Here is a 12,401-nt window from a genome sequence, read left to right on the forward strand (position 1 = left end):
TGCACTGTTCCTCTCCTTGATAAAACGACCGGATGCATTCCACGCTTTGGCTATACGCTCAGCACGGTTTCGAGCCAGCCACGCAGTCCCGGCGTGCAGGCAACGACCTGATTGCCCCGCGTGAGACATTCTTTCGTGAGGAAGTCATTGACCCATCCGCCCGCTTCTTCGACGAGCAGGACGGCCGCCGCCGCATCCCATGAGTTGATATGCAGTTCGCAGTAGGCATCCTGCCGCCCCATGGCCACATAGGCGATACCGAGCGCGCCGGAGCCGCGCCGCTTTACGCCCGCGCCCAATGAATGCAGCGTCTCCAGAACTTTGGCATAAGGCTCGAACGGAACGCGCGACGACCACCCGAGTTCGACGACGGACTGACGTATGTCCGCAATCGCGCTGACCTTGATGGGCTGCCCATTCATGGTGGCGCCGTGCCCTTTGCGCGCGGCAAACAACTCGTCGAGCATCGGGTCGTACAGCACGCCGATCTCCGTCTTGCCATGCTGGACAAATGCAATCGACACGCAGAAATAAGGCACGCCGCGCGCGAAATCGGCCGTTCCGTCGATCGGGTCGACGATCCACACGCGATCGCCGACTTCGCCGCCACTCTCTTCGCCGAAAAAGCCGTCGTCGGGAAACGAGGCGGCCAGTCGCGCAGCAATCAGTCGCTCGACTTCTCCATCCGTTTCAGTCAGATAGTCCTGAGGACCTTTGAACTTGAAACTCAATGCATCGTCGCGCGCAAGGAAACGCCTGCGGATCAGCTGCCCCGCCTCTCTGGCAATCGCACACGCGGCCAGAAACCGCAAATTCATCAACGCATCAGTCATGAAGTCCTCCGTTTAACCGGCATGCTGCCCCCTGTTTGCCGCTCACAGCGGCAAGGTGCCTTTGCGCAACAGCATATTCCCGTACACGCGCGCCTCGCCAGTCACGACGATGGCTACCGCTTTCGCGGCCCGCACCTTGAACTCGGCCGCCGGCAACGAATCGACCCCGAGATGCGGCGCGTGGGTGTTCGCAATCGAAATGAAATCGCTCATGACCGGCAGGATTTCGGCCGGCTGGTTGCGTACCTCCATGCGGGTGATCGTCTGTGCGCCTTTGTCGAGCGGCAAAACCGAAAGAATGGCGTCGAGTACACGCGGACCGTCGGCGCCGTCCTGCCGAATGATTTGCGGACCGGCGCTCAACACCGGGTAGTTGCGATCGACGATCGCAATATCCTCGCCGTGCCCCATGGCACGCAGCACCGCAAGCAGTTCCGGGCCGAGAAGCGGGTCGATATTCCTGAGCATGTTGTTTCCTGTCAAACGTTGAGATGGACGAAATACGTCGGCGGCAGCCACGCATCGGCAGCGAGATTGCACTCTATTTGTTTGTATTTTAAACAAATATAAAAATCGATGTATTCGGGGTTAACGCGCTTATTTTTGTCATATACATACATTTGAAATGCGATAAGGATGCGTTTAGAATGCAAAAAATAGCCAGGATCGCACGATGCAGCCTCCCCAATCACTCCGCTTAGCCATTACCGGGATCGAAGCCGGCAACAAGGCCGCCAGGCTGCGCAGCGTCCTGCCCGACATCGAGCAGCGCCTGAGCGCCGGCGCGCGCATTTCAGACGTCGTGAAGGTGCTGAACGAAAATGGGCTCGCCATCACCACCGCGACGTTGAAGAGCTACCTGTACAGGTTTCGCAAAGCCGCGCGGGAGAAGCAGTTCGATCCCCACTCGGCACGGCCGGCGGCCGTGCCCGGAGACTGGACCACCCCTGCCCCGCCTTCGCGCGTGGACAGCCCAACGCCCGAGGCGGCGCCACAGGAAACCGCCTCGACAACCCCCATGCTGCTGCGCCATATCAATACGGCGCGATGTCTGCGGCAGCTTGAGCGCGGTGTCACGCTGAGTCGTGCGGATCTTTCGCGAGAGTTGGGGCTGACGCGTGCAACGATTGGACACGCCGTCAAGGAGTTGATCGACTCGGGGCTGGTTGTCGAAACGTCCGACCGCGTGGAGGGCGGCCGGCCTGGCCGGCCAGGATCAGGGATACGTCTGAATCCGCAGGGCGCCTACGCCATCGGAATCGATATATCCAGCCTCAACCTGACGGCGGTGATGGTCGATCTGGAAATGCGCATCGCGCATCGGCTCAGCGATTCCATCGAGGCTCATGCGGACAACGTCGAACGCGTGGTCGAGCAGATCGCGATCCTGTCCGCACGTCTTCTGCAGGAGAGCGGCGTCGAGCCGAGCCGCGTTCAGGGCCTGTGCGTTTCGGTGCCGGGACTCGTCGATCGCGGCGGTCGCGTGGTCATCGCACCGTTCCTGCGCTGGCGCGATGTGCCGTTGAAACAGATACTGTCCGCACGCAACGATCTGGCGTGGCCCATCACGGTTTGCAACGACGCCGTCGCCTTTGCGAACGCCGAACGCACGATGGCTCGCGAGCAGGATGCGCAAAACATGCTGCTGATTCTGCTGACCGAAGGTCTCGGTGGCGCGATCGTTCAGCAGGGACGCATCCTCGAAGGTGCGCGCGGCTACGCGGGCGAACTGGGGCATATGGTGATGGGGGCGACTCCGGGCGCGATCGCGTCGCACACGTTCGAACTGCTCGCGGGCTATGAACGTTTCCGCGCGTTCCTGCCGAAAGATCAGAGTTTCGAGCGCGGTCTCGAATGGCTGGCACGCACGGACCATACCGGCCGCACACCTGCACTCGAAGAAACATTCGATGAATGGGCGAATGTCCTGACAACGGGCATCCTGAATCTTGTCTATGTGCTGGACCCCGGAAAGATCGTCCTTGGTGGACCGTTGAGCATATTGTTCCCTCGCGTCGAACAGAGGGTGAAACGGGCGCTGGCGAGCAACCTCATGCACGGCTTCACGGCGCCGCCGATCTACATCACACGGCTCGGCGTGGACGGAGCCGCTATCGGCGCCGCTTCCGTCGTCAGGAACCAGCTATTTGCGTTGCCGAGCCTGAATGGTTCCGGTGCGGGTAGTGATCTTCGAGCCTTTTAGCTTTGTCCTTGATCTTTGGGCCGCTTCGAAGACGTCCACCGCCGCACACACCGTACGCATTGCCGCTGCCCCGTCTTTCCCCTTGACTGCCGCTGTGGTTGATCGCTGACGCAGCTTCGCATCACAGCTATTTGCTTCGTCATTGCGCCCCCCTGCTCTCCGTTGAACTGGTAAGAATGGGGCACGCTGCCAGTCACCCATGCCGTCTCCAGAGCAGACATTCAACCATCCTGAGTAAAATCACGAAACCCGGTTATCGGCAACCACGCAAGCGCCCCGCCGTACACTTCTTTTGATTATCTGATCGCATCCATGAACACTGCTCAACACCCACTCCCCGCCGTCATGCAAAGCACTCCTCCCGAATATATTTTTATGGGGGTTCGCATGAGAGTGCTTCTCTCGTCGGCACAAACCGGCGGCCAGTTTTCGATGATCGAAGGCATCATGCCGCCGGGTGGCGACGGCGGCTTGCATATTCATCATCGCGAAGACGAGTCGATGTTCATCATCGAAGGTGAAATGGAAGTCACGATCGGAGACAAAGTCGAAATACTGAGCGCCGGCTCCTCCTACTTCGCGCCGCGCGGCGTGCCGCAACGGCTGCGCAACCTCGGCGAAAAGCCCGTGCGCTGCATCGTGACCACCACGCCCGGCGGTTTCGACGAATTCATTGCTCAAGCGGGTATCCCTCTGGACGGCGCGGCCGGCGCCGGCGCCGCGGAAATCCCGGCGCAACCGCCCACGCCGGAACAGATGGCGGGCTTGCTGCGTCTCGCCGAATCGTTTGGGATCGAGATTCTGCTGCCGCCCGGCGCCTGATTTCCACAGGCTCGAACGGCCCTCAAAAGGCCGTTCGAAGACGATGCGGCACAGGGCACATCGCGCCGGGTGCCGCCGTCATAGCAACGCGACCGCGGTTGCCTCGTCGGTAATCAGCACATGGACGAGCCCGGCCCGGATCGCCCCGCGAATGATCGACACCTTCTGCAATCCGCCCGCAGCCAGGATCAGCTCGGGAATCGCTCGCAGGTCCTCCAGAGCAGGGTTGATCGTGCGCGCGGCCAGCGGATGATCGACCAGTCGTCCGTCGGCGTCGAGATAATGCCCGCAGATGTCGCCGGCCGCGCCGGCATCGCGTAGCGACTGGCAGGCCGCTTCCGAAATCACGCCATATTCGAGCATCTTCGACTGCGGCGAGAGATCGGTCGCGCTCAGCAACGCCATGTCGACGTGCCTCGCCATCTCCAGCACGCTGCGAACGGGCTCGCTGCGAACGAGCGCGTCGCGCAGTTCGGCCGTCTCCGCATGCAGCGGCGCCGTCATGTAGTAGCAGGTTGCGTCCAGCATCCGCGCGAACAAAGCCGCGTTGTCGTAGGGATTGATGCGCGTGCTGCGCGCAAGGCCGCCGCACATCAACACCACGGTATTGTCCATCTGCTGCCGCCGTATGACGTTCTGCGCGGCGGCGTTGATCGTGCCGCCCCAACTGATGCCTAGCGTGGCGCCCTGCCCGAGTTGGCTGGAGACGTACTGGCCCGCCGCCGCGCCGACCACCGGACGCAAGTCGTCGGCATCTTCGGGCGTCGGCACCACGATCGCGCGGCGCAGATCGTAAGCCTCGGTCAGCCGCACTTCCAGCTCGACATAAGCACCCACCGGGCTATTGATCGTGATCTGCACGAAGCCGCTGGCGCGCGCCTCGTTGAGCACGCGATTCACGCGCTTGCGCGTGAGACCCATGCGCAACGCAATCGCCTCCTGGGTTTGCCCCTCCTTGAAATACGCCCAGCAAATGCGCGCCATCACCTGCGCGTCGATCGATTGCCCCTCGTCTGCGGAAGGGGCGTTCCTGTGGCGTTCCATGCGCGATTTTCTCCGTTGTCCTTGCAGGCTCGCCGTGACGCGGCAAGCCGGCGGTGTGCAACGGTATCACCTTCCGGCGCATGAGCACAAATGGGTTTTCGCAGTCACAAAAGGGTAACGTTACAAATGTACCTTAGCGAACTCAAATGAGCTTCGGGTATTCGGATGAACAAGATCCCTGACACGATGGGCGCCGCCGGCACGCGGCGCGCGCGAGGCGGCATCGAGCTTGCGGGCGTGTCGCGCCGTTACGGCACGTACGTCGCCGCCGACCAGATCGACCTGACAATCGGCGAAGGCGAGTTCGTCGCCCTGGTCGGGCCGAGCGGATGCGGCAAGTCCACCCTGCTGCGCATGGTCGCCGGACTCGACTGGCCCGATAGCGGCACCATTCACATCGGCGGCCGCGACACGGCTACGCTCGGCCCGTCCGCGCGCGACGTGGCGATGGTGTTCCAGAACTACGCGCTCTATCCGCACCTGACGATCCGCGAGAACATCGCGACGCCGCTCGCCCTACGCGAGCTACGTGTGTGGGAGCGTGTGCCGCTCGCCTGGCGGCTCTCGGCCGCGAGCCGCCGGCGCCGCGCCGCGATCGACACGAAAGTGCGCGAAGCGGCCGAGTCGCTCGGCATCGGCGCGCTGCTCGAACGCAAGCCCGCCGCGCTATCCGGCGGCCAGCGCCAGCGCGTGGCGCTCGGGCGCGCGATCGTCCGGCAGCCGGCCGTTTTTCTCTACGACGAGCCGCTGTCGAACCTCGACGCCGAATTGCGCGCCAGCATGCGCGGCGAGATCGTCGAGTTGCACCGGCGGCTCGGCGTGGCCACGCTCTACGTCACGCACGACCAGGTGGAAGCGATGACCATGGCGGATCGCATCGCGGTCATGCGCGCCGGCCGCATCCTGCAACTGGGCACGCCGGCGGAGCTGTACGCACAGCCCTGCTCGATCGAAGTGGCGCGCACCATCGGCACACCGGTCATCGGCCTGCTGCCGGCCAGCGTTCGCACGGCCAGACAAACCCTGAGCGCGGCGGACGGCTGCATCCTGCCGCTCGCCGTCGATCTGCCCGAAGGCACGGCGCTCACGCTCGGCCTGCGCGCCGAGCACCTCACGCTGGTCGAGGCGAGCTGCCCCGGCGCCCTGCCGGCACGCGTGCTCAACCTCGAATATCTCGGCGCCGACACGCTGATTCACGTCGCCGTGGACGGCGCGGCCGGCGCGCCGCCCGCGCGCCTCGCGGTGCGTGTGTCCGGCATGCCGAACGCCCATGCACGTATCGGCGAAACCTGCGGATTGCAGGCCGATCTCGCGCGTGCGGTCGTGTTCGACGCGGACGGCCAGCGCGTCGCGCAAACCGGTCGGCCTGCGGCTCACGGCATGCGGGTGGTGCATGGCTAAGCCGCTGCGCGCAAGCTCCCCCGCCCTCGCTTTGCCGACCGCGAGACCCTCGCGCACGCCCGTGATCGTCCTGTTCGCGGGCCCGGCCGTGCTGCTCGGCCTCGCCACGCTGATCCTGCCGCTCGTCGCCGTGATCGTGCTGGCCTTCACCGACTACCGGCTCGGCGCATCGCACGTCGATTTCATCGGACTGCAGAACTTCGCGTCGCTGGCACACGACCCGGTGCTGCAACGCTCGTTCGCCAACACGCTGCTCTACACGGCACTGGTGGTGCCGGCCTCGACCGTGCTCGGCCTCGGCCTTGCCCTGCTGATCGACGCACGCACGAGCCTGCGCTCCCTGTATCGCACCCTGCACTTTCTGCCCGTGATGGCCGCCACGATCGCGATTGCGGTGGTGTGGGAGTTCATGCTGCATCCGAGCTTCGGGCTCGTGAACCTGCTGCTCGCGCGCGTCGGCATTGCCGGCCCGCACTGGCTCGAAGACCCGCGCACGGCGCTGCTCTCGCTCGCGCTGATCGGCATCTGGCAGGCCACCGGCTTCAACATGGTGCTGTTCCTCACCGGCCTGACCGGCATTCCCGCGCAGTACCGCGAAGCGGCCGCCGTGGACGGCGCGGCGAGCGGCTGGACCCGCTTCTGGCTCGTCACCTGGCCGTTGCTGCGGCCCATCACGGGCTTCGTGGTGGTGATCTCGACGATTCGCTCGTTCCAGTTGTTCGAAACCGTCTACGTCATCACCGGCGGCGGGCCGCAGAAGTCCACCGAGGTGCTGCTCTTCACGATGTTCAGCGAAGCATTCGAATTTTTCCGCACGGGCCGGGGCGCCGCCATCGCCGTGCTCTTTCTTCTGCTGGTGGGCGTGCTCACGCTCGTCAAATTCCGCTTTTCGAGCGACCGGAGCGCTTCATGAACCCTTCGCGCAAGCCTCGTCTCGCCGGGCTGGGCGGTTCGCTGCTGCGTCATGCCCTGCTCGGCATCAGCAGTCTCGTGTCGCTCGCGCCGTTCGCCTGGATGCTCTCGACGGCCTTCAAGCCGGCCAACGAAATCTTCTCGCGCCAGTTGCATCTGCTGCCGCAGCACTTCGCCGGATGGCAGAACTTCGCCACCGTGTTCGCAAGCGTGCCGATGCTGCGCTACCTCGCCAACGGCATACTCGTCGTTGTCCTGATCTTTTCCTTGCAGCTGGCGATCGCTTTGCCGTGCGCCTACGTGCTCGCCAAGCTGCCGTTTCGCGGCCGCCGCCTGCTGTTCGGCGCGGTGCTGTTCTGCCTGATGCTGCCGCCCCAGGCAGTGGCGATCCCGCAGTTCCTGCTCGCGCAGCAGCTCGGCCTCGTCGACAGTTACTGGGCGCTCGCGCTGCCCTACGGCGTTTCCGCGTTCGGCATCTTCCTGCTGCGCCAGTATTTCCGCACCGTGCCCGACGAGTTGCTCGACGCGGCCCGCCTCGACGGCTTCAGCGAGTTCGCCATCGTGTTCCGGTTGATGCTGCCCGTCGCGCTGCCCGCCGTGACGGCCTTCGGCATCTTTTCGGTGAGCGCGCACTGGAACGAGTTCTTCTGGCCGCAGATCGTGCTGTCGTCACCTGACAAGCTCACGCCGCCGCTCGGCATCGCGTTCTTCCGCAACGAGGAAGCGGGCACCGACTACGGCGCGCTGATGGCCGCCGCCGCGATCGTGGTGGCGCCGCTAGTGCTGGCGTTCCTGCTGGCGCAGCGCCGCTTCATCGAAGGCATCGCGCTCTCCGGCATGAAAGGCTGAGGCGCGCCGCGCCCGCGCGTTTCCGCCGGGCGGTCCTTTTCCGTATCGACCCATATCGGCCTCGACCGTATCGACCACCGGCCGCGCACCGCGCCGCGGCCTCATCACAGGAGTCACGCAGTGAAAACACGCAGAACCCGCCTCAGGCAGATGTTCGCCGTGATCGCCATGGCAGTGGGCTCGTTCGCCGGCCTCGGCGTGCAGCCGGCCGCAGCCGCCCAAACCGAGCTGACGGTGCTGTACGCCTTCCCCGACCTGTTCCGCCCGGCCATGGACGATCTCGCCAAACGCTTCATGGCGGCTAACCCGGACGTGCGCATCGTGTACCGCGCGCCCGCGCCGGAGTACGAGCAGGTGCTGCAAACCGTGCTGCGCGAATCGGTGGCAGGCACGCAACCCGATGTGGTGATGCAGGGGCTCAACAACATCCGCGCCCTGTCCGATCAGGGCAGCGCGGTGCCGCTCGATCCGCTCATCGCCGCGGACAAGGATTTTGCCTCGCAGGGCGACAGCCCCGCGATGCTGGCGGCCGGCAAGGTGAAGGGCCGCAGCTACGCGCTGCCGTTCGCGATCTCGCTGCCGGTGCTCTACTACAACGCCGATCTCGTGCGCCGCGCGGGCGGCGACCCGTCCCATCTGCCGACCACCTGGGACGGCGTGACGGCGTTGGCGAAGAAGATCAATGCGCTGGGCTCCGGCACCAACGGCATCTTCTACGCGTGGGACGAGACCGGCAACTGGATGTGGCAGTCGCTGGTCCTGAGCCGCGGCGGCAGCATGCTCGACGCCAGCGAACGCAAGGTGGCCTTCGACGGCAAGGAGGGCCAGTGGGCCATCGGCCGGCTTGCGCGGCTGGTCACACAAGCCGGCATGCCGTACCTGACCCACACGGCGGCGCGCCAGCAGTTCGCGGCGGGCAGCCTCGGCATCTTCGCCACCTCGACCTCCCAGCTCGCGACGATCCAGAAGATCACCGCCGGTCATTTCCAGCTGGCGGTCGGCACGTATCCCGATCTCAAGCCGGGCCTTTCGCATCTGCCCGCCGGCGGCAACGGCCTGATGATCACCGCACGCGATCCGGCCAAGCAGCAGGCCGCCTGGCGCTTCATCCGCTTTGCCACCGAGCCGGCGCAGGCCGCCGAGGTCGCACGCCGCACCGGCTATTTTCCGCCGAACGAAAAAGCGGGCGCCCTGCTGAAGGACTTCTACAAGGCCAACCCGAACTTCGCGGTGGCGGTGCAGGAACAACCCTATGCGACGGCCTGGTACGCATTCCCCGGTCCGAACGGGCTGAAGGCGATCGACGTGATCAAGGACAGGCTGGAGAGCGTGGCGAGCGGCCAGCGCGCCGGCGACGCCGACAAGGTGCTCACCGAGATGGCGACCGACGTCCAGGCTTTGCTGCCGCAACGATAAACAGGAGAACATCATGACCAACGCAGTTCGCACACTCGAAGTCAACGGCCGGCGCTACGCGCTGCCTAGGCAGCCGACCGTGGTCGCCTGCGTGGATGGCCTCGACCGGACCTATCTCGACGCCGCCTTCGAACGCGGCATCGCGCCGTTCCTGCAATCGCTGCATGCGCGTGGCTGGTGCCGCGCCGCGCGGTGTGCGATGCCGAGCTACACCAATCCCAACAATCTGTCGATCGTCACCGGCGTGGCGCCGTCGGTGCACGGCATCGCCGGCAACTACTTCTACGACGAGGCGGCCGGCGCCGAGGTCATGATGAACGACCCGGCCTTCCTGCGTGCACCGACCATCCTCGCCGAGCTGGCCGGGGCCGGCGCGCGCGTGGCCGTGGTCACCGCGAAGGACAAGCTGCGCCGCATGCTCGGCCATGGTCTTCCCGAGAGCCCGGGCGCGCTGTGCTTTTCGGTCGAAACGGCGGGCCCGGCGGCAGCCGGCTTCCTGCCGTCCCCGCTGCCGCCGATCTACAGCGCCGCTGCCAGCGAGGCGGTTTTCAGCGCCGGCGTGCTCCTGCTCCAGCGGTGGAAGCCCGACTTCCTCTATCTGTCGACCACCGACTATATCCAGCACAAGTACGCGCCCGGCGAAACCGAGGCCAATCAGTTTCTCGCCATGCTCGACCGCCATCTGGCCGCCATGCACGAGCTCGGCGCGCGCCTCGTGCTCACCGCCGACCACGGCATGGGCGCGAAGAGCGACGCGGCGGGACAGCCCAACGTGCTGTTCCTCGCCGACCGGCTCGACGCGGCCCTGCCCACGCTGAAAGCCCGCGTGGTGCTGCCGATTACCGATCCCTACGTGCGCCATCACGGCGCCCTCGGCGGTTTCGCGACGGTCTATCTGCATCATGACGGCGACGGCGCCAATGCCGCCGATATCGCTGCCGCGCGCACGCTGCTCGCCGGCCTGCCCGGCATCGACGCGGTGCTCGACCGCGAGGAAGCAGCGGCCTCGCTGGAACTGCCGGCGGACCGCATCGGCGACCTCGTCGTGCTGGCCGGCCCCGCGCACGTGCTGGGCACGCGCGTCGCGGAACACGATCTGTCCGGTCTCGACCGGCCGCTGCGCTCGCACGGCAGCCTCCATGAGCAGCCGGTACCGCTCATTTCCAGCTTCGAGCCGGCGGACGAATTCACCGGCCGCGCGCTGCGCAACTTCGACGCCTTCGCGGTCGCTCTCGCCGGGGAGCACGGCAACTGATGGCGAATCTGCAACGACGAGTCGTCATGGTCTGCTGCGACGCGCTGGGACGCGACTGGATCAACCCGGACCTCACGCCGGCCCTGCATGCGCTACAGCGGACGGCGCTGCATTGCTCGGCGTACCGGGCAGTCTTTCCCTCCGTCACGCGGGTGTCGGCGGCCTCGATCGCCACGGGCTGCCGGCCGAGCCGGCATGGACTGCACGGCAACCGTATGGGCTTGCTGGAAGCGGGCCGGGTGAGTATCTACGACGTCGGCAAACCCGATTTCCGCGCCCACATGAGGCGCGCCACCGGACAGACCTTGCGCGTGCCCACACTCGCCGAGCGCGTAGCCAAACACGGCGGCTTCGTCGCGTTCTCCAACGTGTCGCCCGGCGCCGCCTATTTTCTGGACCCCGAACATTTCGGCCACGTCTATCATCGAGCCGGCTCGTACGCGCCGGGCGGCCACGCTCTGACCGGCGAAGCGGCATTGCGGATCGAGCAGGATTTCGCCGGCGACTGGAGCATGACGCAACGCTTCTGCTCCGAGGCATTGGCCGGCTCGCGTCCCGCCGTGGCGCTGCTCTGGCTCGCGCATCCCGACGCGACGCTGCACGGCGCGCCGCTCGGCTCGCCGCAGCATCTCGAAGCGCTGCGCCATGCCGACCGTTGCGTGGCCGAAGTGGTGCGCACCGTGCGCGAACTGCGCGCGAGCGGCGACGACATCCTGCTGCTGGCGGGCTCCGATCACGGGCAGGAAAGCATCGGCGGCAGCATCGACATCGAAGCCTGGCTGGCGGCACAGGGGCTCGCGGCGGCGCTCGAAAGCGGCGCCGTCGCGGTGGCGGGTCAAGGCACCGCCGCCGTGCTCTATGCGACTCCGGCGGGACGGCCAGCGCTCGAAGCGGTGCTCGATGCGCTCAGCGAGGAACCGTGGGCCGATTCGGTCGAAACCGGCGACACGCTATGCGCGCGCGGACTCGCGCCGCAAGACGGCATCGTCGCGGCGGTGAACATGGCGTGCCTCGATGCGGCTAATCCATACGGCATGCGCTGGACCGTGGCCGAGCCCGGCAAAACGCGCGTCGACGGACACGGCGAACACGGTGGCTGGGGCGCGGACGAGACACGGCCGTTCCTGATGATCGAGCATGCGCAGCAGACTGCGGGCACCGTGGTCCGCGACACCAGTCTCGTGGACGTCGCGCCGACCATACTGGATTTTCTGGGCCTGCCGGCTGGCGGTATGGATGGCGTGTCGTTGTGGCGTGAGAGTGCGATGGCTGGCTGAGGCTGCTGGCTGGCCGTGTGCGTCGAGTCGGGAGGTGTGGTGAGGTCGGTTAGTCGTCTGATGCAACCCGCAAAAAGGTCGCTCATCTCAAACGTCTATTTCAGCTGCCCAATTTGACAGCAACGCGTTATCGGAACCCCGCAGACGTTCGTGATCTGCGCAAGAGCTTCGCGTCGAGTCATGTCTGGGGTGAAGCGTGCATTAAAGTCAACGTGAAACAATACGATTGCCCCGTGCGCTCGTCTGCGCGTTACTTCTCTCCAACCTTGCCGGAGAATACGTCATGCCAATAATCCGACTGTCGCCATCGGGCGGGCCCATAGGCCACGCTGCCTCTCCGGTCAGGCCTGAAAGTCATCCAAAGTCGGATGTCACTCAACCTACGACTC

General features: G+C 65.5%; 11 protein-coding genes. 8 read left to right on the forward strand and 3 right to left on the reverse strand.

Going from position 1 to position 12,401, the window contains the following annotated elements; translation table 11 throughout:
* Positions 1–50: 50 nt before the first annotated feature.
* Complete coding sequence (locus G3N58_RS03905) at positions 51–833, reverse strand: inositol monophosphatase family protein (protein ID WP_167044203.1); 783 nt, start codon at positions 831–833, stop codon at positions 51–53.
* 42 nt (positions 834–875) lie between these two features.
* Positions 876–1,301, reverse strand: a complete 426-nt coding sequence (locus G3N58_RS03910; protein ID WP_167044206.1) for an RbsD/FucU domain-containing protein — start codon at positions 1,299–1,301, stop codon at positions 876–878.
* A 205-nt stretch (positions 1,302–1,506) separates the two neighbouring features.
* Here G3N58_RS03910 and G3N58_RS03915 point away from each other — a divergent pair, with 205 nt between their 5' ends.
* Positions 1,507–3,036: an ROK family transcriptional regulator gene (locus G3N58_RS03915; protein ID WP_205998509.1), complete on the forward strand. Its 1,530-nt coding sequence runs from the start codon at positions 1,507–1,509 to the stop codon at positions 3,034–3,036.
* A gap of 387 nt (positions 3,037–3,423) precedes the next feature.
* Entirely contained in the window at positions 3,424–3,858 is a 435-nt protein-coding gene (locus G3N58_RS03920) for a cupin domain-containing protein (RefSeq protein ID WP_205193014.1), read from the forward strand.
* A 78-nt stretch (positions 3,859–3,936) separates the two neighbouring features.
* On the opposite strand, the gene G3N58_RS03925 is transcribed toward G3N58_RS03920, so the two are convergent.
* On the reverse strand, positions 3,937–4,902 hold the full coding sequence (locus G3N58_RS03925; protein ID WP_167044215.1) for a sugar-binding transcriptional regulator: 966 nt from the start codon (positions 4,900–4,902) through the stop codon (positions 3,937–3,939).
* Between the two features lie 165 nt (positions 4,903–5,067).
* Between G3N58_RS03925 and G3N58_RS03930 the strand changes: the two genes are divergently transcribed.
* From G3N58_RS03930 to G3N58_RS03955, 6 genes are all read left to right on the forward strand, one after another.
* Positions 5,068–6,303: an ABC transporter ATP-binding protein gene (locus G3N58_RS03930; protein ID WP_167044218.1), complete on the forward strand. Its 1,236-nt coding sequence runs from the start codon at positions 5,068–5,070 to the stop codon at positions 6,301–6,303.
* Positions 6,296–7,216: a sugar ABC transporter permease gene (locus G3N58_RS03935; protein ID WP_167044220.1), complete on the forward strand. Its 921-nt coding sequence runs from the start codon at positions 6,296–6,298 to the stop codon at positions 7,214–7,216. The genes G3N58_RS03930 and G3N58_RS03935 overlap by 8 nt, the downstream gene beginning before the upstream one ends.
* Positions 7,213–8,064, forward strand: a complete 852-nt coding sequence (locus G3N58_RS03940) for a carbohydrate ABC transporter permease (protein WP_167044222.1) — start codon at positions 7,213–7,215, stop codon at positions 8,062–8,064. Before G3N58_RS03935 ends, G3N58_RS03940 begins: the two co-directional genes overlap by 4 nt.
* 150 nt (positions 8,065–8,214) lie before the next feature.
* Positions 8,215–9,480: an ABC transporter substrate-binding protein gene (locus G3N58_RS03945; RefSeq protein WP_167044225.1), complete on the forward strand. Its 1,266-nt coding sequence runs from the start codon at positions 8,215–8,217 to the stop codon at positions 9,478–9,480.
* 13 nt (positions 9,481–9,493) lie between these two features.
* Positions 9,494–10,735, forward strand: coding sequence for a phosphonoacetate hydrolase (gene phnA, locus G3N58_RS03950; RefSeq protein ID WP_167283309.1), 1,242 nt, complete (start codon positions 9,494–9,496; stop codon positions 10,733–10,735).
* Complete coding sequence (locus G3N58_RS03955; RefSeq protein ID WP_240162750.1) at positions 10,735–12,012, forward strand: alkaline phosphatase family protein; 1,278 nt, start codon at positions 10,735–10,737, stop codon at positions 12,010–12,012. The genes phnA and G3N58_RS03955 overlap by 1 nt, the downstream gene beginning before the upstream one ends.
* The last annotated feature ends 389 nt before the right edge of the window (positions 12,013–12,401 follow it).

It is taken from the genome of Paraburkholderia sp. Ac-20342 (assembly GCF_017104985.1).
Classification (GTDB): Bacteria; Pseudomonadota; Gammaproteobacteria; order Burkholderiales; family Burkholderiaceae; genus Paraburkholderia.

Excerpts from the sequence above, each read along its gene's own strand:
- G3N58_RS03905 (WP_167044203.1), bottom strand. The coding sequence starts at position 833 with ATGACTGATGCGTTGATGAATTTGCGGTTTCTGGCCGCGTGTGCGATT.
- G3N58_RS03910 (WP_167044206.1), bottom strand. The coding sequence starts at position 1,301 with ATGCTCAGGAATATCGACCCGCTTCTCGGCCCGGAACTGCTTGCGGTG.
- G3N58_RS03915 (WP_205998509.1), top strand. The coding sequence starts at position 1,507 with ATGCAGCCTCCCCAATCACTCCGCTTAGCCATTACCGGGATCGAAGCC.
- G3N58_RS03920 (WP_205193014.1), top strand. The coding sequence starts at position 3,424 with ATGAGAGTGCTTCTCTCGTCGGCACAAACCGGCGGCCAGTTTTCGATG.
- G3N58_RS03925 (WP_167044215.1), bottom strand. The coding sequence starts at position 4,902 with ATGGAACGCCACAGGAACGCCCCTTCCGCAGACGAGGGGCAATCGATC.
- G3N58_RS03930 (WP_167044218.1), top strand. The coding sequence starts at position 5,068 with ATGAACAAGATCCCTGACACGATGGGCGCCGCCGGCACGCGGCGCGCG.
- G3N58_RS03935 (WP_167044220.1), top strand. The coding sequence starts at position 6,296 with ATGGCTAAGCCGCTGCGCGCAAGCTCCCCCGCCCTCGCTTTGCCGACC.
- G3N58_RS03940 (WP_167044222.1), top strand. The coding sequence starts at position 7,213 with ATGAACCCTTCGCGCAAGCCTCGTCTCGCCGGGCTGGGCGGTTCGCTG.
- G3N58_RS03945 (WP_167044225.1), top strand. The coding sequence starts at position 8,215 with ATGTTCGCCGTGATCGCCATGGCAGTGGGCTCGTTCGCCGGCCTCGGC.
- phnA (WP_167283309.1), top strand. The coding sequence starts at position 9,494 with ATGACCAACGCAGTTCGCACACTCGAAGTCAACGGCCGGCGCTACGCG.
- G3N58_RS03955 (WP_240162750.1), top strand. The coding sequence starts at position 10,735 with ATGGCGAATCTGCAACGACGAGTCGTCATGGTCTGCTGCGACGCGCTG.